At 52.7% G+C, this 25,327-nt stretch carries 21 protein-coding genes and 1 pseudogene; all 22 read right to left on the bottom strand.

The genetic code is table 11. The features are described 5' to 3' along the window. Position 1 precedes the first annotated feature (1 nt). Positions 2-1,108 carry a DUF1972 domain-containing protein gene (locus ACP7CJ_RS03555; RefSeq protein ID WP_426099446.1) on the bottom strand — a complete coding sequence of 369 codons (1,107 nt, stop codon included), beginning with the start codon at positions 1,106-1,108 and terminating at the stop codon, positions 2-4. Further along, positions 1,098-2,192 carry a glycosyltransferase family 4 protein gene (locus tag ACP7CJ_RS03550; RefSeq protein ID WP_426099448.1) on the bottom strand — a complete coding sequence of 365 codons (1,095 nt, stop codon included), beginning with the start codon at positions 2,190-2,192 and terminating at the stop codon, positions 1,098-1,100. Before ACP7CJ_RS03550 ends, ACP7CJ_RS03555 begins: the two co-directional genes overlap by 11 nt. 13 nt (positions 2,193-2,205) lie before the next feature. Then, the gene (locus ACP7CJ_RS03545; protein ID WP_426099449.1) at positions 2,206-2,895 is read right to left on the bottom strand and encodes an acyltransferase; all 690 of its coding nucleotides are present in this window, start codon (positions 2,893-2,895) and stop codon (positions 2,206-2,208) included. Next, on the bottom strand, positions 2,895-3,770 hold the full coding sequence (locus ACP7CJ_RS03540) for a hypothetical protein (RefSeq protein WP_426099450.1): 876 nt from the start codon (positions 3,768-3,770) through the stop codon (positions 2,895-2,897). The genes ACP7CJ_RS03545 and ACP7CJ_RS03540 overlap by 1 nt, the downstream gene beginning before the upstream one ends. Continuing rightward, positions 3,745-4,980, bottom strand: coding sequence for a hypothetical protein (locus tag ACP7CJ_RS03535; RefSeq protein ID WP_426099451.1), 1,236 nt, complete (start codon positions 4,978-4,980; stop codon positions 3,745-3,747). The genes ACP7CJ_RS03540 and ACP7CJ_RS03535 overlap by 26 nt, the downstream gene beginning before the upstream one ends. Continuing rightward, positions 4,977-6,425 carry a hypothetical protein gene (locus ACP7CJ_RS03530; RefSeq protein ID WP_426099452.1) on the bottom strand — a complete coding sequence of 483 codons (1,449 nt, stop codon included), beginning with the start codon at positions 6,423-6,425 and terminating at the stop codon, positions 4,977-4,979. The genes ACP7CJ_RS03535 and ACP7CJ_RS03530 overlap by 4 nt, the downstream gene beginning before the upstream one ends. Positions 6,426-6,438: 13 nt before the next feature. Continuing rightward, positions 6,439-7,698 carry an O-antigen translocase gene (locus tag ACP7CJ_RS03525; RefSeq protein WP_426099453.1) on the bottom strand — a complete coding sequence of 420 codons (1,260 nt, stop codon included), beginning with the start codon at positions 7,696-7,698 and terminating at the stop codon, positions 6,439-6,441. A gap of 1 nt (position 7,699) precedes the next feature. Further along, entirely contained in the window at positions 7,700-8,830 is a 1,131-nt protein-coding gene (locus ACP7CJ_RS03520) for a DegT/DnrJ/EryC1/StrS family aminotransferase (RefSeq protein ID WP_426099454.1), read from the bottom strand. A gap of 148 nt (positions 8,831-8,978) precedes the next feature. Next, the gene (locus ACP7CJ_RS03515; RefSeq protein WP_426120542.1) at positions 8,979-9,377 is read right to left on the bottom strand and encodes a sugar 3,4-ketoisomerase; all 399 of its coding nucleotides are present in this window, start codon (positions 9,375-9,377) and stop codon (positions 8,979-8,981) included. A gap of 36 nt (positions 9,378-9,413) precedes the next feature. Continuing rightward, positions 9,414-9,956, bottom strand: a pseudogene (gene rfbC / locus ACP7CJ_RS03510) (dTDP-4-dehydrorhamnose 3,5-epimerase); the annotation flags it as partial. After that, the gene (rfbA, locus tag ACP7CJ_RS03505; protein WP_426099455.1) at positions 9,953-10,846 is read right to left on the bottom strand and encodes a glucose-1-phosphate thymidylyltransferase RfbA; all 894 of its coding nucleotides are present in this window, start codon (positions 10,844-10,846) and stop codon (positions 9,953-9,955) included. The pseudogene rfbC and the gene rfbA, both read right to left, overlap by 4 nt. A gap of 610 nt (positions 10,847-11,456) precedes the next feature. Then, on the bottom strand, positions 11,457-12,806 hold the full coding sequence (locus tag ACP7CJ_RS03500; protein ID WP_426099456.1) for a Wzz/FepE/Etk N-terminal domain-containing protein: 1,350 nt from the start codon (positions 12,804-12,806) through the stop codon (positions 11,457-11,459). Between the two features lie 427 nt (positions 12,807-13,233). Further along, on the bottom strand, positions 13,234-13,476 hold the full coding sequence (locus tag ACP7CJ_RS03495) for a LapA family protein (RefSeq protein ID WP_426099457.1): 243 nt from the start codon (positions 13,474-13,476) through the stop codon (positions 13,234-13,236). 24 nt (positions 13,477-13,500) lie between these two features. Beyond that, on the bottom strand, positions 13,501-13,797 hold the full coding sequence (ihfB, locus tag ACP7CJ_RS03490; protein ID WP_017848846.1) for an integration host factor subunit beta: 297 nt from the start codon (positions 13,795-13,797) through the stop codon (positions 13,501-13,503). 131 nt (positions 13,798-13,928) lie between these two features. Then, positions 13,929-14,213, bottom strand: a complete 285-nt coding sequence (locus tag ACP7CJ_RS03485) for a hypothetical protein (protein WP_426099458.1) — start codon at positions 14,211-14,213, stop codon at positions 13,929-13,931. Positions 14,214-14,375: 162 nt separating this feature from the next. Continuing rightward, a complete protein-coding gene (gene rpsA / locus ACP7CJ_RS03480; RefSeq protein ID WP_253394215.1) occupies positions 14,376-16,070 on the bottom strand; it encodes a 30S ribosomal protein S1 in 1,695 nt (564 codons plus the stop codon). Between the two features lie 119 nt (positions 16,071-16,189). Further along, entirely contained in the window at positions 16,190-16,879 is a 690-nt protein-coding gene (gene cmk / locus ACP7CJ_RS03475) for a (d)CMP kinase (RefSeq protein ID WP_177031808.1), read from the bottom strand. Continuing rightward, complete coding sequence (locus ACP7CJ_RS03470) at positions 16,876-19,086, bottom strand: bifunctional prephenate dehydrogenase/3-phosphoshikimate 1-carboxyvinyltransferase (RefSeq protein WP_426099459.1); 2,211 nt, start codon at positions 19,084-19,086, stop codon at positions 16,876-16,878. Before ACP7CJ_RS03470 ends, cmk begins: the two co-directional genes overlap by 4 nt. Before the next feature lie 28 nt (positions 19,087-19,114). Next, a complete protein-coding gene (hisC, locus tag ACP7CJ_RS03465; protein WP_426099460.1) occupies positions 19,115-20,227 on the bottom strand; it encodes a histidinol-phosphate transaminase in 1,113 nt (370 codons plus the stop codon). A 9-nt stretch (positions 20,228-20,236) separates the two neighbouring features. Continuing rightward, positions 20,237-21,331, bottom strand: a complete 1,095-nt coding sequence (pheA, locus tag ACP7CJ_RS03460) for a prephenate dehydratase (protein WP_247403410.1) — start codon at positions 21,329-21,331, stop codon at positions 20,237-20,239. Further along, entirely contained in the window at positions 21,331-22,416 is a 1,086-nt protein-coding gene (serC, locus tag ACP7CJ_RS03455; protein WP_426099462.1) for a 3-phosphoserine/phosphohydroxythreonine transaminase, read from the bottom strand. The genes pheA and serC overlap by 1 nt, the downstream gene beginning before the upstream one ends. A 110-nt stretch (positions 22,417-22,526) precedes the next feature. After that, positions 22,527-25,181 (bottom strand): DNA gyrase subunit A, encoded by a 2,655-nt coding sequence (gene gyrA, locus ACP7CJ_RS03450; protein ID WP_426099463.1) that lies wholly within the window; start codon positions 25,179-25,181, stop codon positions 22,527-22,529. Positions 25,182-25,327 lie beyond the last annotated feature (146 nt).

Raw genomic sequence — 25,327 nt, 5'->3', positions numbered from 1 at the left:
ATCAAACCCTATCAGACGATAACAGTTGTTTGAATAGCTTATCGTATTGAGAAGACACCCCTTCCCAACGATAACGACGCACCGCAATTTCACGCATTTTTTCACTTAGGGCCGCACGTTCGGTTTCGTCGGCAAAAAGCATGGTCGCATGATCTATAAGTGACTCATGGGAAGCGAAAAATTTGGCGCTATCTTCCGTAGAAGCACGATTGAATGACACATCGAACGCGATGACAGGCAAGCTCAACCACATCGCTTCCACAAGCGACGGGTTGGTTCCACCGGCGCTATGACCATGAATATAAATAGTAGCATTGCTGCGCAACGGGCTCAGTTCATCACCGTTGTAGATGGGATCCAGCAGATGGAGGTTCTCTGCATTTGAGTACTTATCCTGGAGCGCCTTCCCATATTCACTCTGCTTCCAATTGCCTACGATGACCAAGGGGAGTCCGCTGGAGTGAAAGGCTTCGACAACAATATGGATATTATTTTCAGGTTCAATCCTGCACACAGAAAATGCATAAGGACTACGTAGAAACGGATAGCGCTCTCGATCAGATTCGGTTAATGAGCGTGTCTTGGCCTGATCACCGCCATAGGCAATAAGGGTACTTTCTCGGCCGTACTCGCTCCGCACATAATCCTGAAGAACCTGATTATCAGTGACCACTGCGTCAGAATACCTGACTGCCACAGTTTCTGAAAACTTCAAGAATTTCTTGGCCAGGGGCGACCACTTCGCTCGCTTCCATTCATAGCCATCAATATTGACGACGATCTTCTTTTTTGTAAGCATTTTTATGAATGGAAGTGCAATACAACCGGAGACCCCCAAAATCAGCAGCACATCATTCTTGCGATAGGCATGCAGCATGCTGAAAACATCATAGGGAATACTTTGCACACCGTTAGCTTTTAACGGAACGTAAATCAAATCAGCATTGCCATACTTCTTGGGTTGAGACACATAGAATTTCGAACTGCAATACACCGAAATCTCGTACTCATGATCCAGATATGTAACTAATTGTTCTGAAAGAGTCTCCCAGCCACCGTATTGTGCGGGAAGACCAACTGTGCCAATGACTGCAAATTTAAATCCCATCAAACACCCCGAGCACACCACTTTCAAATTTTTCACTTGAGAAATTAAGCGACTTCACCTTTGCCGCATTAGACAGGCGATAACAGACATCCGAATTCTCTCGGAGAAACACGAGTTTGGCAGAAATATCTTCAACTCTATCAGAGGCCATCAAGTACCCCTCACAGTCTTCGGACACCAGTTCAATGGGCCCCCCTACCGGAGGAATAATGCATGGAATCCCAAATGAAAGCCCCTCGAGAATTGTCAAACCGAATGTCTCCACCCATTCGTCCGGCTTCGAAAGACTGAGTAAAACACTCGCCTTTTGATAATAAGGCATGACATCAGCACAGCCAAAAATAATAGTCAAATTATCGGGAATCGTAGTACTCGAAAAAAAATCAGAAACTTCAGTCTGAGTTGTCCCGAGAATCAAAGTAAATTTGAATACCTGATGCCCCCTTAACAAACGAGCAATTTGTACAAACTCATTGACGCCCTTGTAGGTTTTCAAAGAGCAAATCATCAACACTCCGAACCGTCCATCAGGTAAGGGTTGATAAACATGACGGGCAGCGACGCTACTCATTTCCCGCGGGATAGAGTTATAAACAACCTTGCCCCCAACATTTGAAAAGCCTTCAGCTCGCGCCAGAAAATGCGAAACAAATATATTGTTGCTTGAACATATTTCAACGATCCAACGCAGAAAAACCTTTAAAGGCCTTGGGCGAATAGACGTTTCGTGAATATGATAAAAAACCTGAATCCCAAGCAGCTTTCCCGCCAACGCTGCACCAAATGGTAGTAAAGTATTGACGTAAAAAACCACCGAAGACTTCCTGTACTTCAGCAACTTGAAAAATAAAATAACTTGCGAAAGCGTGTAGCTTATTAACGTCATAAACTTATTATCAAAACGCCTGTAAAAATAGCGTCGCTGAACACAAGGCACCGAAGACAGAAAGCCAGCACTTCCCTGCCCGCCCAAAAACAACTCGGCGTCAAATCCTTTCTTCGATACAGCTTCAATCACTTGAGAAAGAACTTTGGGGCTCCCGCTATAGTCATTGAGCAAATGAAAAAATATAATTTTTTTCACTACACATCCTTTTTTAGCTACGTTCTTTTATTCGCTTTGCAGGAACGCCTGCATAAATAGAGTTAGCGGCGTATCGCCCAGCCTTCAACACCGCTCCTGCCGCGACCACACAGTCGTCCTCAAGGAAGACTCCATCCAGTACTGTCACCTTAGCGCCAATCCAGCAATTACTACCGATGTGGATCCCTGCATTATTTACCCCCTGAAGGCGAATAGGCATTGCAGGGTCAGAGAAATTATGATTCTCCGAGTGAAATGATACATAGTTACCAATGATCGTGTCATCGCCAATGGTAATACCGCCTGCGCAGCCCAAAAAACTGCCGCTGCCGATACCAACATTATTACCAATCGATAGCCCCTCACCTAATTTGGTCAGGCTACCAGTGCACTCGATAATAACATTTTTCTTCAAAGAAACCCCTTGGCCTAGGGTAATGCCCTTGACTGCCAAAGCATCGATAAAGCACCCATCATCGACCATAAGCCCTTTCCCGCCGAAGATCAGCGATCGTGCCTTCACGGTAACGCGCTTACCGACCAAGATGACCGAGAGCCGCCTGAACTTTAAAAAGCCGTTGATCACCATGAAAGCTTTAGATAATACGAAGTTAAAGAGATAACCGTCTGGGATACGCCTATCAATTTTTATTCCTCGCCGCCTGATTTTCAAAGAAAGAAATTCGACCAGTTCTATCAACATTATTTTCTCTCTCTAAAAGACGAAATATATGAACAAAAAAAATCAGATTCTTTATACGTGATGCTCTTTTTCAACGAGGAAACCAACAAATAAGTCTCCATCAGACAGCGAAATAAGTAGCCTTTTCGTTCAAATATCACCCGAAAACCACGGATCATTTCCTGAAAGCGAAAAACAGCACGCTCGGCGCTATCCGAAGTATGTTCAGAAAGATCATGTTGCAGCACTGTATCCAGAACGTAAAACTGCGAATAATAAGACTCATATCTCACGAAAAACTCTGTATCAGTGGCGTAAAATTTAAGACGCTCATCAAAGAGTGGCGAAATCCGCTTATAACATGCTCTCGTGAATATTACACCGCTGTTGATAGCGAGCTTATTAAGCGAGGTATTCAGGCCGCTATCGACCGTCGGCGACAAACGGCCGAAAAACCAGAAGCGTTCGCCCGGACTGACCAGTTTCTCCCCCGAGTAGACTTTCGGCAACATTACACCAAATGCATCAGGCGGTGATTTCGCCTCAAACTCAACCGCTTTGGTAATCGCGCTGACATAATTCTGCGTAGAATAATCGGTATCATCGTCCGAAATCATAAAATGCGTCGCACCGGCTTCAAAAGCTTTTGCGGCAACACAGTTATAAATATGAGACAATCCTACATTATTGCCTTCCAGCCACGTCAAGTTCTCCCTAACCAAAATTGGTGAACACTGTGGTGTGTTATTCCACACGAAAAAATCTACTTGAACTCCTTTTTCTTGAAAACAACTAACACACTCCAACAATGTTGTTATAGCAGTCGAATCTATATAATGCCGCTTATAAAGAACAACCAATATCGAAAGCTTAATTTTTACGATATTTTGAGTCATACATCACCACCACTATAACCAGCACAAAAAGATACAAGACAACACTATTGGTATAGGACTGAAAGAAGAAACTGCTAAGGAAGAACGGGTAACTGATCACCAGATAGTCGGCAACGCCCGCCATAAAGGCGCTTCCGCCTACACGTAACTGCTGAGTAACAGCGACGATCTTACCGTAAAACAGGATCAGACCAATCATGATGGCTAAACCAAGGTAGCCAGCGGAGGCCAGAAGATTCAACCAAAACGAGTCATACCAGTATGACTGACCAGGTCCGATGGCTCCGAACCCAAGGCCCAGCGGTATGGAATTAAGTGACTCGAGTACCACATACCATTGCCTTTCACGGTCGAGAGCTGACAAGTCGTCCGTGTATCCAAGGGCAAGATAGAGAAATATCGAGCATGTAAAGAATAGGAAATAGCTATAACCCAATAAACTAACAAATATTTTCCGTTTGAACAGTTGCAACAGACTCAAAAAGAATACAGAGGATATCATTCCGACAACAGCGGTTCTGACTGAACCATAAAAAATCAGTACTGTCGAAAAAAAAGCAATCAGAATATACCCTATAAAACTTAAGTTGTATTCTCGTTTCCTGACCGCCTGCACGAGTAGACAACAGGCGAATAATGCAGTATTCAAGACAAAAGCGTTGAATTCAAGAGTCCCTGTAAAGAACCCTGACATCCGGGCGTTCCCTTCCCTCATGGAATTGTATGTTTCTAATTCAAAGCCTTTCTCCGTCAGCAAAGGCCAATACCAAAATTGTTCAGCATCATGGATGGTGATGTATTGATAAATGGCATAGCTTCCAGAAATATATGTCATCACCACTAGCGTGAAAAACATCACTTTCAGCTTCATTTCAAGCTCTAAATCCCGACATACCGCATTCACCATCAACGCAAAAAGAATGGGCATCGCAAAAGAACGAAACATCCGAAATGAGGCATCGGAAAGTTCTCCACAGATCAAATAAAAGGCGATAAAGAATACAAATACTAAAAGCTGTTCTCTATATTTACGTGGTATAGAGTGACGGGTCCCCACTTGAAAAAATACGATTAACGCCGTCATAAGAATATAAAACAATACTACCCCTTCGCGCCAAGCCCCAAAAGCAGCAGGCGCGTGAAGCGTTAAGACGACGTAATCCGAGAGCAATAGCAATATTATAAAAAAACGCAGCCCTAACGCCCTCATACGTTATTCGACCTTACGCCCTTTCTCGCCACACTTTTGAGTTTCAAAAGTACCAACTTAATCACCATTTTTATCTTCTGCGCGAGACTTAACTCATGCAGCACAGCCCATAAAAATCCCTTATCGAAACTCATCAACTTAACGATCACTGCGGGTGGAATAGCTGAGGTAATTTTTCCTGCCTGCTCATAGATGGCAATATCGCCCGCCCACTCCACATGCTTTTCCATTTCATTTGCGCAAAGTACATTCTCATAGAGACACGCCCGATAGCGAGCCTTAACTGCATCATAACCATTAACGGCGTAAACCGACTCAATAACCGACTCATCATTGTCACATTGAAAAATACTAGTAATTAAATCGTCCAAACTTTTACTTTTAAGATTATCTGCGGGCGAATAACCTTGTATCGGCGCGCTAAGACCAACGCAGCGGCGGCCGCTTACGAGCTGCTCGGCAAATGCAGTTCCACCGGGAGCAGGATAACTATCAACGTAAAAATCAGCCTTTTCCAGAAGCTTCAAATAACTCTCATAGGGTACTGAGGATAGAATTTTGAAACGGCGCCAATATCTAATTTTTAATGACCACCACCAAACATTTGTATATGGGTTGGCTCCGACTATCCAAAATGTGGCATTTTTAAATTCAGACAAAACCCTGTGTATTGTTGGCCTTGAATCGTAGTTTTTAACTGGCTTAAACTTAAAGGGCGATGCTGCGCTAAAAAAATTTAATTCGTCGTCTCTCTCAGGTAGACGATGTTTTTTTGGTACCCAGTTGCTGCTCAAGGGAATGCCCAAAAAAGACTTCATCCCAGAAATATTTTTTTTCATATCCCGTTGCTGGCCAAACGTACTGATTTCAAAATACACATCAGCGACCGTGCTGCCATAAGTGAACACATGATCAGCATGATTCACAAAGAAAACTTTTGCGCCTGTGATAGTTTTTAGAATATTGCATGCAATGACCGTGACCATGTCATCAGGGTGGATATGTAAAACCACTCTCTTATATGACTTCAGGTATTCTATAATTTCAGCTATTTTTTTCAACGGCGTGCCGGGCTTAACGAAAGTGCACTCATTAAAGAAAATTCGGGTACGTTCGATCGCCCTTTCATCACTTTGGCGGGTTATCAGGAGGTCAGGCTTTTCTGAATGCATCGTAGAAAGCTGCTCCATCAATCGGGTATGCCCACCGATCAAATAGGGCTCAGATATAAGATGAATGCAATCTTTCAACGGCAAATGAGCGTCGCCTTTTTGAACAACGCTCATACACCGTGCAGTCAATATATCCTCTAACTCAGGCTCATCGTAAACGCCTTTATCAACAGCCCAGAGCACTGCCCCATAGACCTCAGCCAGCTCTATACTCTTATTGATATCTTTTTGCGTTAAAATTAAATCGCGAATCGAGGATAGCAAGCGACTCATGGGCAAAAAGACCTCATCCTGCATTATTTTGATTTAGCTTTCTGTAAATAAGAAAGTACATAACGACCAAATAAACACCGTAGTTAACTGCATGAGCCCACGTCACACCAATCGGCCCACCCACCTTCGTCAGCACTACCGTCAAAAGATAAAAACAGAATGCGAAAATTACTTCCGTTACGATATACATCTTAACCATTGCCTTACCCAGCATTAGATAAGCGAGTATCCAGCTTGCGATTTTCAGCGTATCACCCAGCATCTGCCAAGCGAAAAAATCTCTCATAGGGCTAAACGCACTAGTAAATAGAAGCCCAATAATGAAGTCTCTCAAGAGGTAGATCACCAAACCACAGATCGTCGCAACAGGTAGAATTAGCTTATACCCTTGCAATATCTCCTTCTTGATATCCTCTGGACAGACCAGCTCCGATAACTTCGGTAAAAAATACAAACCCAATGTCGTTGTCACAAGCATTAAATACGCAGTACTTAGACGCCACATCGCCTCCCAATACCCAGCTGTTTCCCAACCAAATTCCGACCCCAGATAGTTTCGTACTAAAATATGACTGACCGGCACGCATGCAGCTGTGGTGAGCGCCATAGCAGTAAACTTAGTCAAGTTTATGGCGATCTGTTTGTCCAACCGCCCTAGTAAATTCGAAAATCGAAACCAGGCGGTTTTATAACAAAGCAAACACGTGACGAAAAAGGCGATGGATTGATAGAGCACCAGGGAAATCAATGCACCATATAACCCGTATTGCACAACCATGACAATAGTGACCAAAAGGGACAAGAGACTGCCCCCGATATTGGCCAAAATATATCGACTGATTTCCTTTTTGCCATTGAGAATAGCGAGCAGTAAGGTATTGAACGAGAAGAACACGACTGTAGCAGCGCACCAGATAAAGACGCTGTACAAAGACTCATCATTAAAACACAACACGGCCAACGGCTTGCTGAAGCAAACAATCAGGACGGATGTTACAACTGAACCGATAAATGCAATCGTACCCGCGGTGCGCCACACTCGACGCTGCGCCTCCTCATCGTCATTATATTCAGCGGTGTATTTGGTCACTCCATTGCTAATGGCGCCCGTAGAGAACGTCGTCACCATTTGCACAGCATTTTGAAACTGGCCTAACGCGGCGTAACCAGAAGGCCCGACGTAGATGGCCAGCATTTTGTTGATACCCAACAAAGTGAGCATCTTGATGATGACGGCAATACCGTTGAGGAAGCTTGTTCGAAGCAGCGTCATATCAGGCTTCTACAGAAAAACTATTGCAGGCTTCAACGACACGGCGAGCCTCAACGTCAGTCATGACCGGACTGATTGGCAAGCTCAAGACTTCGCGGTGAATACATTCAGTAATAGGGAATGACTTATTGAAAAAGTCGGACTTGGCATAAGCCTGTTGCTGATGAGGCGGTATAGGGTAATGAATTAATGTTTGAACACCTGACTCCGCCAAATGGCGCTGCAACGCCTCTCGCACCTCTGATCGCACGACGAAAAGATGCCACACGTGCGAAAGATGATTCATCACATCAACGCTGGAATCCAACGGCAACTTAATCAAAGGGTGCTTTATTTCGTTCATGTAAATGGCTGCAATATGTCGACGCGCCTCGGTCTGAGCCGGCAGATATTTGAGCTTTACGCACAACATTGCGGCCTGAATTTCGTCCAGTCGGCTATTTACGCCCTGCACCAGGTTCTTGTATTTCTCATGGGAACCATAGTTTCGCAGCGCCTGAATCATATTGATCAGCTGAGCGTCATTGGAGGTAATGGCCCCTGCGTCCCCCAGCGCCCCAAGGTTCTTTCCTGGATAAAAACTGAATCCGGAGGCATCTCCCCAGCTGCCCGCACTCTTACCCGCCACTTGCGCGCCGTGAGCTTGAGCAGAGTCTTCCAGTACCAGCAGATTCTCGCGCTTGGCGATCGCATCAATTGCAGGCATGTCAGCCAACTGCCCATAGAGATGAACTGGCATAATCAACCGAGTTTTGTCAGTCAACGCGCGCTCGATGTTCTTAGGGCACAGATTGTAAGTATCTGGGTCAGGCTCAACCAAAACCGGCGTCAGGTTATTTTCGGTGACGGCCAATAACGTCGCTATGTATGTATTGGCCGGGACTATCACTTCATCGTGATCTTTGAGCTTACCCAGCTCTTTCCAGGCGCGAATGGTCAAGGTCAACGCATCCAAACCATTCGCCACGCCCATCGTGTGAAGCGTTCCGGTGTAGGCTGAGAACTCCTCCTCGAAGTGTTTGAGGCATTCACCCTGAATATACCAACCCGAATCAATAACACGTGTCGCAGCTTCTATGAGCTCTTCACGGTGAGCCTTGTTCAATGATTTTAGATCGAGAAATGGAATCATCAAAAAATACCTGACGTCGGTGCTTCGTTATTAGGTTCATAAAGGCGCAGCCATCGCCGTGCCATCGCAAATCTGTATGCCGCTTGATAGGCTTGGGCTCTAAAAGACCAGTTTTCTAATACCAGGTCGCATCAAGCATACTATTCAATCAAGCGTATCGTTTCACCGCACGCAGGAAATCGTCGTAATTTCTCAGATAGTCGCCTTCATCATAATGATTGCTAGCGAATACTAGGAGAACGCAATCTTCGCTGAAATCGTGCATCTCGCGCCAAATCAGCTTCTTGATATGAATGGCCTTGTTCGGCGCGTCCAGCCATATTGATTCCTGTGTCACACCGTCATCGATCAAGATTTTGCACTTACCCGATAAACAGATAATGTACTGTTCCAATCTGAAATGCGCGTGCGAGCCCCTGCTGACACCCGTTTTGGTATTAAAAATATAATAGGCTCGCCTGACGTCGAAAGGGATATCGCGCCCTTGCTCCAAGGCAATCAGGCTGCCACGATCATCTCCAATTATTTGCAGTTCACTCGACGTCACATTGCCTGTCAGTGCTAAAACAGAGGAAATCACACTCGAGAGCAACGGAGCTTCGTTATCTTTCTGACTGATGATCAAACCTTCAGTCACTGGCCATTGGATACCAATGGCAGGATCACTCCAGTTAATCGATTGCTCGCAGGCTTTGAAATAGGTATCCGTGGCCTTATAGAGAAACTCGGTGTTATCTTCCAGCGCCAAAAAACCGTGGGCAAAGCCTTCTGGAATCCAAAGCATCCGACCATTGCTTGCTGATAGTTCGACGCCCACCCACTGACCAAATGTCTCCGAACCCTTTCTAATATCAACCGCCACGTCATAGGCGCTGCCTGCAGTAACCCGCACCAGCTTCCCCTGGGCATGGGGATCACGCTGAAAATGAAGCCCCCTCAAGACATGCTTTTTTGAGCAGGAATGGTTGTCTTGCACAAAAGGGCGCGGAACCGGGTGACCAAGCGCGGCGAGTTGCTGATGAAACAACGGCTCATTGAAACTTTCCATAAACCACCCACGGTCATCCGCGAATACTTTGGGTTCAATGATGACCAAACCGGCCAGCTTGGTTTCTATAAACTTCATCTGCTCTTATGCTCTGTCAGGATGTTCTGCAGGTATTGGCCATATCCTGTTTTGCTCAAATGCTGTATTTGATTGGTCAGTTGTTCTGTCGTAATCCAGCCAGAATGGAAGGCGATTTCTTCGAGGCAAGCCACTTTCAAGCCCTGCCGGTGCTCAATGGTATGCACAAACTGACTCGCCTCCAACAGTGACTCATGGGTTCCTGTGTCAAGCCAAGCAAAGCCTCGACCCAACATTTCGACAGTCAAATTTTGCTGCTCAAGATAAGCACGATTTACATCGGTAATTTCAAGCTCGCCACGTGAGGATAGATGGATGCTTTTGGCGATCTCCACTACTTGATTATCGTAAAAGTACAGCCCCGTGACAGCATAGTTCGACTTAGGCTTGACGGGTTTCTCTTCGATACTGAGCACACGTCCAGTCTGGTCAAACTCAACCACGCCAAAGCGTTCTGGATCCGATACGTGATAACCAAACACCGTGGCGCCGGACGACTGTGACATAGCAGATCGCAGATTGTCGGAAAAATGCTGGCCGTAGAAAATGTTGTCGCCCAGGATCAGGCATACAGGGGCTTTGCCAATAAACTCTTCGCCGATGATGAATGCCTGCGCCAAGCCATCGGGGTTCGGTTGTTCCGCATAACTCAATTGCACACCGTACTGACTACCGTCACCCAGCAATTTCTTGAATCCTGGCAGGTCATCGGGAGTCGAGATAATCAAAATTTCACGAATGCCTGCCAGCATCAGTACTGACAGCGGGTAGAAGATCATCGGCTTGTCGTAGATCGGGAGCATTTGCTTCGACACTCCCAGCGTCAGTGGGTAGAGGCGGGTGCCCGCGCCTCCAGCAAGAATGATCCCCTTACGCTTCAACATTGTCATATCTAAAACACGTCCTTAACGTTCAGCTCCCCCACCATTCGGACAGAGGTTCACTTGATTATTACCGACAAAATGCACTACTCATCTCGAGCCCATCGCTCACATGTTGAGAGCGTTGGACCACTACACCTCGCCAAAACATTCATCGCAGTGCTTGCCTCAGTTGCTTTTTAAAGCCAGGCATAGCGAGCGGCCGGTTTTCGTCCAGACAACCCTTTGCGTAAAAGCCTTGCCTGTGTGCGCCGCACTGTATTCACGAGCGCTACAAAGAACGTGATGATACAGCGCTCACCCTCCAATTCAACAAAACGAGCAGTGAAAAGGCTTCAATGGCTTCGAGGCTGCCTACAGTGACATCAATACGCCAGCCCGCAGCGAGATGCCGCCTCTAAATACCGGCGTTTTGCCCCCCCCAAGAACTGCATCGAGGGCGGCACGAGCTGAGCACCGGGAGTTGAAGCTGGAAGCGGTTGTCGCCTCCCCGCCCAGGGAGCCCGGCTTCGATAGATGAAAACTCAACAAAGATGTCCGGTAAAACCGAAAACCCGCGATCTATAATGAGATATGACCTCCATATGATCATGACTTGCTGTGTGCGAGGAGAACACAATTAAAGCGTCGCACTCCCGCGCAACGGTTTACCTGCGGTAACAGGAAGCAAAGGTGTGACATCTTGCTGTTTGGCGCGCCGACCACTGACGAAAAAGTGCCTTGCCAGCGCGGCTAAAACACCAAAAATCCCCCCCCCTAGCAGCCCAGCTAAAAATATTAGTATTTTTTGGGGTTTGATTGGATGTAGCGGCTCAAGGGCTTTGCGATCAATCGAGACCAGTTTCATATTGCTAATATCAAGATTGCCTAAGTTTTTCAGGCGCACAACTTCAGACCTCAGAGGTTCAACCCCCGAGAGAAAGAGGTCTTCATTCTGGCGCAGTTTCAGCACCTCAATTTCACGATTACTCTGCAACAACTGCAGCTCACGAGCAATTTGGGCGATACGGCCTTCAGTAAAATCATCAGACTTGCGCTGCAACAGCGCAGTGCGCTCAGCTGTTAGTGCTTCAACCCCCATAAAATAAAGTGGTATCTGCTGATTATTGATCTCTGTGCGCATTACGCTGCTCTCACCTGAGCCAGAAGCTTTCTCACCCAGTGCAGACGGCGTCGTCGGCTTCACGACCCCAAGAGACTTGGCAATCTCGATAGCCTCTGCCAATAGTGCAACCCGATCTTGCCGGGCGGTTTTGATTTGCTGGCGAAGAGCTTTCAACTCGTCTTGCAACTGCGCTCGCTTGAGGTTATCAGCTTCCCGAAGCTTCGCTATTCGCGCCTCTTTTTCCGTCCTGTAGCTGGATCGAGCAGCTTCAATCTTGCCTTCTAGCTCGGTCAAACGATTTCTAACAATGACTCGCAAATCCGCAGCAATCTGTTGACGCTCAGCATCAATAGCATAATCAATAAACTTATTAAGGACACTCACCCCGTCAACACCCTTTGGGTAATTGAGCCCAAGGCCGATGTACGCACTCAGAGAATCAGATTTTTTCGGATCTGGGAGAACCAGCTTGAGGGAGTCACGATTAAAGGCATCAAAGCTTTGCTCAAGCGTCCTGCCAGGACGCTCGAATGGCTTGAACAAAGCCTGATTAGCCCTAAAAAAATTCAGTCGAGTCTCATAGGACTCCAAGGACGCACCTACTTTAATAAGCGCATCCCCTGGAGGCAATCGATAGACTTCCGAACGATTTAAGGCGTCAAGTTCGTTAATGGCCGCGGGGCGCAAAACGCTACTTACTTCGTACTCAGGAGTTGCGGTAAAAGCATAGACTGCTGCAATCAAAGCTATCCCGAGAGTCACAAATAAAACAAGGCTCTTCTGCTGCCAAACCGCCTGAAACACTGCGGAAATGTCAATTTCGCCGTGCGACGATGTAGAGGGAATACGGAAGCTACTACTCACAACAAAAACCTGCCTTCAAAAAGAAACTGCGGGCTCGTTATGCAGACAAAATTGTGTCTTTTTTATTCTAATTAGATGACCGTCAAAACCCAGCGTCGTTGCCAAATTTTGAGCGCACAAATTGCCCGTTATCGAGAACAGATTTCATTTTGCCATCTCTCTGACATATTGCAAGTATTGACATAGCCATCAGGTTTTCTTGCGCGTATAGCGCCAAACCTCATGGAACACGCACAAGGAATCTTAAAACAGAAAGAAAATTCCGAATTATCGAGCTAAAACCCAATGAATCCGAGGGATTTCTACTTGAGGGTGGCCGCATCATTACAAGGCGGCGCTGAAATTGACGGGCTATTTTGAGGCAATTTTCTGACGAGTGGTTGCCTCAGCATGCGCACGAATTTTGTAGAACGGCAGAGTGCCCCTCCTAGCCACGCCCTACAGAAACCGGCTTATGACGCCGACTCCGCACCAATACGCCTAACAATGGCCCTATCAGCATGCCGACAATCAACGCCACGATCACAAACACCGACACCGGCACCTGCCCGGTCGCCAGGCCAAGGAACGAGAGAGACACACCCTGCTGGTTTTCGAGTACAAACGCTATAACCACCAGTGCAACCACCAGCACTGTCAGCAACACTACGGCGCGCTTAATCCCACGCATACTCTTCTCCTACCCCAAAGACACTCAGACGTTTTCTTCTTCGTCTTCGTTCACTCGATCACGCAATTCCTTGCCCGGCTTGAAGTGAGGCACGAACTTGCCATCCAGGCTGACGGACTGTCCGGTTTTAGGGTTACGACCTACGCGTGGGGCGCGGTAGTGCAGCGAGAAGCTACCGAACCCTCGGATCTCAATGCGATCGCCTGTGGCCAGGCATTGGGACATTTGTTCAAGCATGGTCTTGATGGCCAGCTCCACATCCTTGGATGAGAGCAGCCCTTGATGGGTGACAATTCGTTCGATCAACTCCGACTTCGTCATATTTTTCCCTTCTTTTTCAAGCAGCTAGGAAAAGCGCTTCAAAGGTTTTAGCATGACTTGATGAATTTGAACAGCCCATGCAATAACTTATCTACGCGCTAGATCGACTCCACTATCAAGCGCTTACACGCTCAATTGCAGATCACCAGCATCGTGCGGGTAACTGCGCCTGCCGGGTTCCAGCCAAACAAGTAATCGCCCTCCTCGTCCTTAGCATCACTGGACTTGGTGATGACCTTGTACCCCTGCATCTTGCACTCTCGAGCCGCACGCTTCTCGCACTTCTCCCAATTGGAACCCAAGCCTGAGCAGTCGATCTCGATGCCGCTGACGCCATGCCGGGCGTAAGTCTTGGCATTGGTGGCGGTGCAGCCTGCAAGCATTGCGATTGAGAACACTAAAATGAGCCTGTTCATTGAAAATCCTTACTGAATCAGCAACACGTGAATAGCTTCTCTGAAGACTATAATCAGTTCTGACATCAGTCGGCTCTACGTCGTTCTAAGTTGTTGATTCAACAAATTTCAGGCACAAAAAAGGGCGACCGAAGTCGCCCTTTTTCTATGGTCTGACAGAACTTAGTTCTGTTTTTCCATTTGTGCACGCAGCAGGTCGCCCAGAGTGGTCGGACCCGAAGCGATGTCAGAGGTAGCTGGCTTGTCGCGCAGGCTCTGGATAGCTTCTTTCTCTTCGATCTCGTCCTTGGACTTGATGGAGAGTTGGATCACGCGGCTCTTGCGGTCAACGCTGATGATCTTGGCTTCTACTTCCTGGCCTTCTTTCAGAACGTTGCGCGCGTCTTCAACGCGGTCACGGCTGATTTCGGAGGCTTTCAGAGTCGCTTCGATATCGTCGGCCAGGGTGATGATGGCGCCTTTAGCGTCAACTTCTTTCACGATGCCTTTAACGATTGCGCCTTTGTCGTTCTCTTGAACGTACTCGGAGAACGGATCGCTTTCCAGTTGCTTGATACCCAGGGAGATGCGCTCGCGCTCTGGGTCAACCGACAGGATAACGGTGTCCAGCTCGTCGCCCTTCTTGAAGCGACGAACAGCTTCTTCGCCCACTTCGTTCCAGGAGATGTCGGACAGGTGAACCAGGCCGTCGATGCCGCCGTCCAGACCAATGAAGATACCGAAATCGGTGATCGACTTGATGGTGCCGGAGATTTTATCGCCCTTGTTGAACTGGCCAGAGAAATCTTCCCATGGGTTAGATTTGCACTGCTTGATGCCCAGGGAGATACGACGACGCTCTTCGTCGATGTCCAGAACCATAACTTCCACTTCGTCGCCGACTTGTACGACTTTCGAAGGGTGGATGTTTTTGTTGGTCCAGTCCATTTCGGAAACGTGTACCAGGCCTTCAACGCCTTCTTCCAGCTCAGCGAAGCAGCCGTAGTCAGTCAGGTTGGTAACACGCGCGGTGACGCGGGTGCTTTCTGGGTAACGGGCTTTGATAGCGACCCATGGATCTTCACCCAGTTGCTTCAGGCCCAGGGAAACACGGTTGCGTTCGCGATCGTATTTCAGAACCTTGACATCAATCTCGTCGCCAACGTTGACGATTTCGGAAGGATGCTTGATACGTTTCCAAGCCATGTCGGTAATGTGCAGCAGGCCATCGACGCCACCCAGATCGACGAATGCGCCGTAATCGGTGAGGTTTTTGACGATACCTTTGACTTGTTGGCCTTCCTGCAGGGATTCCAGCAGAGCTTCACGCTCGGCGGAGTTCTCTGCTTCCAGGACGCTGCGACGGGAAACGACAACGTTGTTGCGTTTCTGATCGAGCTTGATGACCTTGAATTCGAGTTCCTTGCCTTCCAGGTGCGTGGTGTCGCGCACTGGACGGACGTCGACCAAAGAACCTGGCAGGAACGCACGGATGCCGTTAACGTCGACAGTGAAGCCGCCTTTAACCTTACCGTTGATAACGCCCTTGACCACTTCTTCAGCTGCGAAGGCTGCTTCGAGAACAATCCAGCATTCAGCGCGCTTGGCTTTTTCACGGGACAGCTTGGTTTCACCGAAACCGTCTTCAACCGAGTCCAGAGCAACGTGAACTTCGTCACCGACATTGATAGTCAGATCGCCAGCGTCGTTGTAGAACTGCTCAAGCGGGATGAGTGCTTCAGACTTCAGACCAGCGTGAACGGTTACCCAGCGAGCTTGGTAATCGATATCAACGATAACACCGGTGATGATGGAGCCTGCCTGAAGGTTCAGGGTTTTTAGGCTTTCTTCAAAGAGTTCCGCAAAGCTTTCGCTCATTTTAATTCCTGTTGATAAGGGCGAAGAATACGCCCATCTCCACGCCCCAGACGGTGTGGGTTAGTTTCAATTAAAAGAAGCACCGCAGGACTATGACTGGTCCCCTGCAGACTTCTTGGTCACCCGGCGATATCGCGAAGGGCGATTTCACTCAAGATGCGTTCCAGCACCTGCTCGATGGACAACTCCGTGGAATCCAGCTGTATGGCATCAGCCGCCGGTTTGAGCGGGGCTACTGCGCGCTGGGTATCACGCTCGTCGCGTGCACGGATCTCATCTAGCAGACTCGACAGACTAACACCATCGACTTTGCCCTTCAACTGCAAGTAGCGGCGACGCGCACGTTCCTCGGCACTGGCGGTCAGGAAAATCTTCAGCGGCGCCTCGGGAAACACCACCGTGCCCATGTCGCGGCCATCGGCCACCAGGCCCGGCGGCTCCTGAAACGCCCGCTGGCGCTGCAGCAGCGCATCACGCACGGCGGGCAGCGCGGCAACCTGGGAGGCCCAGGAACCGACTTGCTCATTACGCAGGTCATCGGTCACATCATCCCCTTCCAGGATGATGCGCTGGGGATGACCTTCTGTCGCACCGACGAACTGCACGTCAAGGTGCGCCGCCAGCAGCTTCAGGGATTCTTCGTTGGTCAGGTCGACGCCGTGGTTGCGGGCAGCAAACGCCAGCAGACGGTACAGCGCGCCGGAATCCAGCAGGCACCAGCCCAGGCGCTTGGCCAGGATGCCGGCGATCGTGCCCTTGCCCGAGCCGCTTGGCCCGTCGATGGTAATCACCGGTGCTTTGATATTCACAATTGAGCCTCTTGGGCAACACGGATGCCGACGTGGGCACACAGTGTAAGAAAGTTCGGAAAAGACGTAGCAACATTGGCGCAGTCACGGATACGAATCGGCGCCGTTGCTCGCAGCGAAGCCACGCTGAACGCCATCGCAATCCGATGATCGCCATGGGCATGGACCTCACCACCGCCCATCAGGCCACCGTCAATGATAATCCCATCAGGGGTGGGTTCACACTTCACGCCCAGCGCCAGCAGACCGTCGGCCATGACCTGGATACGGTCAGACTCCTTGACGCGCAGCTCTTGCGCACCACGTAAGACGGTTCGCCCTTGGGCGCAGGCCGCAGCAACAAACAGCACGGGAAACTCATCAATCGCCAACGGCACCAGCGCTTCGGGGATCTCGATCCCTTTCAGCGCGGCAGCACGTACCCGCAGGTCGGCCACCGGCTCGCCGCCTACTTCGCGCGGGTTTTCCAGGGTGATATCCGCGCCCATCAGCCGCAGGATGTCGATTACCCCGGTGCGCGTCGGATTGATCCCGACATGTTCCAGCAACAGTTCGGAACCTTCGGCAATCGAAGCCGCCACCAGGAAAAACGCCGACGAGGAAATATCCCCCGGCACTTCAATATGGGCGGCAGTCAGCGCATGACCCGACTCGACCGTCGCCGTTGCGCCTACCACCTCCACCGGATACCCAAAACCGCGCAACATGCGCTCGGTATGATCGCGGGTCGGGGCCGGCTCGGTGACAGAGGTCTTGCCCTCGGCATACAGACCCGCCAGCAGCAGGCAGGATTTGACCTGCGCGCTGGCCATCGGCAGCGTATAGGTCAGGCCTTTCAGCTTCTGGCCACCACGAATGGTCAGCGGCGGACGCCCTTGCGGGCCCGTCTCGATCACTGCGCCCATTTCCCGCAGCGGCTCGGCCACGCGATTCATCGGGCGCTTGGACAGCGAAGCATCGCCGGTCAGCACGCTGTCGAAGCGCTGTGCGGCGAGCAAGCCGGACAACAGGCGCATGGACGTGCCGGAGTTGCCGAGATAGATCGGCCCCGGCGCAGGCTTCAAACCGTGCAAGCCGACACCATGAATGATCACGCGCCCGTGGTGCGGCCCCTCGATCACCACGCCCATGTCGCGAAACGCCTGCAAGGTCGCCAGGGCATCTTCGCCCTCAAGGAAACCCTCGACTTCGGTCACGCCCTCAGCCAACGAACCCAGCATGATCGACCGATGGGAGATCGACTTGTCGCCCGGCACCCGAATACGCCCGCTCAAGCGGCCGCCCGGGTTGGCGAGGAAGGTCAGGTCATCGGCGTTCACAGCGGTTTCCATGTAGGCCCGGCGCGCCAGGATCTTGCTGAAATGTTCACGCGCCACCCGCGCACGGGTAAACACGCCCAATAACTGGTGGCCATCCCCGGCATCGACCGCGTCGCGCAAGGCGTCAAGGTCGCTGCGGAAGGTGTCCAGGGTGCGCAACACAGCCTCGCGGTTGGCGAGGAAGATGTCGTGCCACATCACCGGGTCGCTGCCGGCGATCCGCGTGAAATCGCGAAAGCCACCGGCGGCATAGCGGAAAATCTCGAGGTTTTCGTTGCGCTTGGCCAACGAATCCACCAGGCCGAACGCCAGCAGATGGGGCAGATGACTGGTCGCCGCCAGCACTTCATCGTGGCGCTCGACCTGCATATGTTCCACATCCGCGCCCAGCTCGCGCCACAGACGATCGACCAGGGCCAAGGCTGCCGGATCGGTTTGCGCCAGGGGTGTCAGAATCACTTTATGCCGACGGAACAACTGCGCATTGGACGCCTCCACCCCGCTCTGCTCGGAACCGGCAATCGGGTGGCCCGGCACAAAACGCGCGGGCATGCCGCCAAAGGCCTGCTGCGCCGCACGCACCACATTGCCCTTGGCACTGCCGACGTCGGTGAGGATCGCCTGGCCGAGGTCCATGCCGGCCAGCACCGTCAGCAACTTCTCCATGGCCAGGATCGGCACGGCGAGCTGAATCACATCGGCGCCCTGGCACGCGAGCGCCAGGTCGGCTTCACAGCGATCAACGACCCCCAGCTCAACCGCCAGCTTGCGCGATTGCGGGTCCAGGTCCACGCCGACCACTTCGCCACACAACCCGCTCTCACGCAGGCCTTTGGCGAAGGAACCACCGATCAAGCCCAGACCGACCACCACTAGGCGACCGATCATAGGCACAGCAGGTTGCAATGCAGTGACATCAACCACGAGCCAGAACCTTGGCCAGCGCCTCCAGGAAGCGACTGTTCTCAGCCGGCAGACCGACGGTGATGCGCAGGTGGTTCGGCATGCCGTAGTTGGCCACCGGACGCACGATCACGCCTTCGCGCAGCAAGCCCTGGAACACCGGGGCCGCCACCTGGCCGAGATCGACGCAGATGAAGTTGCCCTTGGACGGAATCCAGCCCAGGCCCAGATCACCAAAGCCGGCCTGCAACTGCAGCATGCCGCTTTCGTTGATGCGACGCCCTTCTTCCAGGTACTCGGCATCCTGCAACGCCGCACAGGCCGCCGCCAGGGCGAGGCTGTTGACGTTGAACGGTTGGCGCACACGGTTGAGCACATCGGCCACCACCGCCGTCGACAGGCCGTAGCCGACGCGCAGCGATGCCAGGCCATAAGCCTTGGAGAACGTGCGCGAAACCAGCAGGTTCGGGTAGGCCGCGAGGAAATCCAGGCCGTCGGGCATGTCGCTGCCTTCGGCGTACTCGATGTAGGCCTCGTCCAGCACCACCAGCACATGCTCCGGCACATCCTGCAGGAAGTCGTTCAATGCCTGCGCATCAAACCAGGTGCCGGTCGGGTTATTCGGGTTGGCGATAAAGACGACACGGGTCTGCGCATCGATCGCCGCCAGCATGGCCGGCAGGTCGTGGCCCCAGTCCTTGGCAGGAATCACCCGCGCTTCGGCACCGACGGCCTGGGTGACGATCGGGTAGACCGCAAACGCGTGCTCGCTGAACACGGCGTTCAGGCCCGGCGCCAGATAAGCACGGCCGACCAACTCAAGAATGTCGTTGGAGCCATTGCCCAGGGTCACCTGATTCAGCTCGACCCGACACTTTTGCGCCAGCAGGGACTTGAGTGCAAAGCCATTACCATCCGGATAACGGGTCAGCTCGGCCAGCTCTTCACGAATCGCCGCCAGCACCTTGGGGCTTGGGCCCATCGGGTTCTCGTTACTGGCCAACTTGACGATCTTCGACGGGTCCAGGTTCAACTCACGCGCCAGCTCGTCCACAGGCTTGCCTGGCACGTAAGGCGACAGTTGTTGCACGCCCGGCTGCGCCAGGGCGAGGAAGTTGCCACTCATGTTAACGCCTCACAAAACCGCTTTCGGGTAAGAGCCCAGCACCTTGAGTGCCACGGCTTCCTGACTGATTTTCTCGAGCACGCTTTTGACCAGCGGGTCACGGTGATGGCCGACGAAGTCGATAAAAAACACGTAGGTCCATTTACCGCTGCGCGAAGGACGAGTCTCGATGCGCGTCAGGTCGATCCCGTTGTCGTGGAACGGCACCAGCAGTTCATGCAGCGCGCCGGGCTTGTTGCTCATGGAGACGATGATCGAAGTCTTGTCGTCGCCAGTGGGCGGCACTTCTTGGCTGCCGATCATCAAGAAGCGCGTGGAGTTGTCCGGGCGATCCTCGATTTTCTCGGCCAGGCGCGTCAGGCCATACAGGCCCGCAGCCATATCGCCGGCAATCGCCGCCGAGTTCCACTCACCCTTGACCCGCTTGGCCGCCTCGGCGTTGCTGGACACCGCCACGCGCTCGACATTCGGGTAATGCGCATCCAGCCACTTGCGGCACTGGGCCAGGGACTGGGCGTGGGAGTAGATGCGGCTGATGCTGTCGGTCTTGGTGTTTTCACCCACCAGCAAGTGGTGGTGGATGCGCAGCTCGACTTCGCCGCAGATCACCATGTCGTGCTCAAGGAAGCTGTCCAGGGTGTGGTTGACCGCGCCTTCGGTGGAGTTTTCCACCGGCACCACGCCAAAGTTCACCGCACCGGCCGCCACTTCACGGAACACTTCGTCGATCGCCGCCATCGGCTTGCTGATCACCGCGTGACCGAAGTGCTTCATGGCCGCCGCCTGGGTGAAGGTGCCTTCCGGGCCGAGGTAAGCCACTTTCAGCGGCTGCTCCAGCGCCAGGCAGGAAGACATGATTTCACGAAACAACCGCGCCATCTCTTCGTTGCCCAACGGCCCCTTGTTGCGCTCCATCACGCGCTTGAGCACCTGGGCTTCACGCTCCGGACGGTAGAACACCGGCACTTCGCCTTCCGCCAGGGACGCCATCTTCACCCGCGCCACTTCCTGGGCGCAGCGCGCGCGCTCACTGATCAGCTCCAGGACTTTCTCGTCCAGGCTGTCAATGCGCACGCGCAGGGCCTTGAGTTCTTGCTCAGACATTAGCCGTGTTCCTTTTCGAACGCTGCCATGTAGGCCACCAACGCGTTGATGGCGTTGATATCGACAGCGTTATAGATGGAGGCGCGCATGCCGCCCACCGAACGATGACCCTTGAGGTTCAGCAGGCCACGCGCCTCTGCACCCACCAGGAACGGCTTGTCCAGGCGGTCATCGGCCAGGCGGAACGGTACGTTCATCCACGAGCGGTCGGTCAGGTTGATCGGGTTGCTGTACAGGCCGCTGGCGTCGATGAAGTCGTACAGGGTGCGCTTCTTCACTTCGTTGAGCTTGCCCATGGCAGCAACACCGCCCTGCTCCTTGAGCCACTCGAACACCAGGCCCGAGAGGTACCAGGCAAACGCCGGCGGCGTGTTGTACATCGAGCCGTTATCGGCCGCGACCTTATAGTTGAGCATGGTCGGGCACAGCGAGCGGGCGCGACCCAGCAGGTCTTCCCGGACGATGTTGACCACGACGCCGCTCGGGCCGATGTTCTTCTGCGCGCCGGCGTAGATCATGCCGTAGCGGGACACATCGATCGGCCGCGAGAGAATGTCCGAGGACATGTCGCACACCAGCGGCACATCACCCACTTCAGGCACCCAGTCGAATTCCAGGCCGCCGATGGTTTCGTTGGCCACGTAGTGTACGTAGGCCGCATCCTTCGACAGCTTCCACTCGTTCTGACCTGGAATCGCGAAGTAATCGTAAGGCTTGGCGGTACCGGCGATGTTGACGTTGCCGTAGCGCGCGGCTTCTTCGATGGCTTTCTGCGACCAGATACCGGTGTCGATGTAGTCGGCGGTGCCGTCTTCCGGCAGCAGGTTCAGCGGCAACTGGGCGAACTGCTGGCTCGCGCCGCCCTGCAGGAAGAGCACCTTGTAGTCGGAGGGGATGTCCAGCAAGTCGCGCAGGTCCTGCTCGGCCTTGGTGGCGATGGACACGAACTCATCACTGCGATGGCTCATTTCCATCACAGAGAGGCCTTTTCCATGCCAATCGAGGAGTTCACCCTGCGCGCGCTGCAGGACTGCTTCAGGAAGCGCCGCGGGACCGGCACAGAAGTTATAGGCTCTCTTGCTCACATCCAATCTCACTCTGATCTGGTGGGGTGGTGCAATAAATCGGTTTTTAATACTTTCACAAGGGACAAACAACAAGGGGGCGAATCTTCATCCGCCCCCTGCTTGTCCGCTTATTCCTGCGGTTCTTCTTCGTCTGCGGCAGCGTCGAGGGTCGGTTCGTCGACGTTGTCATCGCCGGTTGCGATCACCTCGCCGTCAAATTCCTCGCCTTCCAGTTCTTCGCCTTCGACTTCCGACGGTTCCTGAACGCGTTCCAAACCTACCAGCGTCTCGTCGCTGGCCAGCTTGATCAGCGTCACGCCCTGGGTGTTACGACCCAGGCTCGACACTTCGGCGACACGGGTACGCACCAGGGTGCCCTGGTCGGAAATCAGCATGATTTCCTCGCCATCGAGCACCTGGACCGCGCCGACCAGACGGCCGTTGCGATCGTTGCTGACCATGGCGATAACACCCTGGCCGCCACGCTTGTACTCCGGGAACTCGCTGATGGCAGTACGCTTGCCATAACCACGCGCCGAAGCGGTGAGGATCTGACTGCCTTCTTCCGGGATCAACATGGAAATCAGCTTCTGTCCTTCCGGCAGACGCATGCCGCGCACACCGCGGGCGGTACGGCCCATGGCTCGCACGTCGGACTCTTTGAAGCGCGTCACTTTGCCGCCATCGGAGAACAGCATGACTTCACGCTCGCCATCAGTGATGGCCGCGGAGATCAGTACGTCGCCTTCATCCAGCTCCAGGGCGATCAGGCCCACACTGCGTTGACGGCTGAAGGATTCCAGCGGGGTCTTCTTCACGGTGCCCTTGGCGGTGGCCATGAAGATGAAGTGACCTTCGGTGTATTCATCGACCGGCAGCATGGTGGTGATGTATTCATCACTGTCCAGCGGCAGCAGGTTGACCAACGGACGACCACGGGCGGCGCGGGAGGCTTCCGGGATTTCGTAGGTTTTCAGCCAGTACACCTTGCCCTTGCTGGAGAACAGCAGCAGCGTGGTGTGGCTGTTGGCGACCAGCAGGTGAGCAATGTAGTCCTCATCCTTCACGCCGGTAGCCGATTTACCTTTACCGCCACGACGCTGGGCCTGGTACGCAGCCAATGGCTGGGTCTTGGCGTAGCCACCGTGGGAGATGGTCACGACGCGCTCTTCTTCCGGGATCATGTCACCCAGGGTCAGGTCGAGACGGGCATCGAGGATTTCGGTGCGGCGCACGTCGCCGTATTCGGCGCGGATCACTTCCAGTTCTTCGCGGATCACTTCCATCAGGCGCACGGCGCTGTTGAGGATGCGGATCAGCTCGCCGATCTGGTTGAGGATCTCCTGGTACTCGGCCAGCAGCTTCTCGTGCTCCAGACCGGTCAGGCGGTGCAGGCGCAGTTCCAGGATGGCCTGGGCCTGTTCCGGCGATAGGAAATACTTGCCCTCGCGCAGACCGTATTGCGGGTCCAGGGTCTCGGGACGGCAGGAATCGGCGCCGGCACGTTCAACCATCGCCACGACGGCGCTGGATTCCCACGGCATCTTGATCAGCGCTTCTTTGGCTTCCGACGGGGTCGGCGAAGCCTTGATCAGGGCGATGACCGGGTCGATGTTCGACAGCGCAACCGCCTGGCCTTCCAGGATGTGGCCGCGCTCGCGGGCCTTGCGCAGTTCGAATACGGTACGGCGGGTCACGACTTCGCGACGGTGACGGACGAAGGCTTCCAGCAGATCCTTGAGGTTCAGGATGCGCGGGCGACCGTCGATCAGGGCCACGACGTTGATACCAAACACGCTTTGCAGCTGGGTCTGGGCGTAAAGGTTGTTGAGGATCACCTCAGGCACTTCGCCACGACGCAGCTCGATCACGACGCGCATACCGTCCTTGTCGGACTCGTCGCGCAGCTCGGTGATGCCTTCGAGCTTCTTCTCCTTGACCAGCTCGGCGATCTTCTCGATCAGACGCGCCTTGTTCAACTGGTAAGGGAGTTCGGTGATGACGATTTGCTGGCGGCCACCGACCTTGTCGATGTCTTCGATCATCGAGCGGGCGCGCATGTAAATGCGGCCACGACCGGTGCGGTAGGCTTCGATGATGCCGGCGCGACCGTTGATGATCGCGGCGGTCGGGAAGTCCGGACCGGGGATGTATTGCATCAGCTCATCGATGGTCAACTCAGGGTTGTCGATGAGGGCCAGGCAACCGTCGATGACTTCACCGAGGTTGTGCGGCGGGATGTTGGTGGCCATGCCCACGGCGATACCGCTGGAGCCGTTGACCAGCAGGTTGGGAATCCGGGTCGGCATGACCGCCGGGATCATTTCGGTGCCGTCGTAGTTCGGCACCCAGTCCACGGTTTCTTTGTGCAGGTCGGCCAGCAGTTCGTGCGCCAGCTTGGTCATGCGCACTTCGGTGTATCGCATGGCCGCGGCGTTGTCGCCGTCGACCGAACCGAAGTTGCCCTGGCCGTCTACCAGCAGGTAGCGCAGGGAAAACGGCTGGGCCATCCGAACGATGGTGTCGTACACCGCAGTGTCGCCGTGAGGGTGATACTTACCGATCACGTCACCGACAACACGGGCAGATTTCTTGTACGGCTTGTTCCAGTCGTTACCCAGCTCGCTCATCGCGAACAGCACACGCCGGTGCACGGGCTTCAAGCCATCGCGCGCATCAGGCAGTGCCCGACCGACAATTACGCTCATCGCGTAGTCGAGGTAGGACTGTTTCAGCTCGTCTTCGATATTGACCGGGAGGATTTCTTTGGCCAGTTCGCCCATGAGAAGCCTGATTCCTTTTTCGGGTGAAACCTCGTCACATCCATATGGGACGAACGAAGCTCGCCGCTGCCGGCATGGTGCCTGGCAACGACTTACGACAAATCAACGAGTTATGACACGGATCTGCACGTTAAGGGCAGCCCCTC

Source organism: Pseudomonas sp. PSPC3-2 (assembly GCF_049897085.1).
GTDB classification, from domain to species: Bacteria; Pseudomonadota; Gammaproteobacteria; order Pseudomonadales; family Pseudomonadaceae; genus Aquipseudomonas; species Aquipseudomonas paraveronii.
Note: the sequence above shows the minus strand (reverse complement) of the source record. Positions and strands in the feature narration are given on the sequence as shown.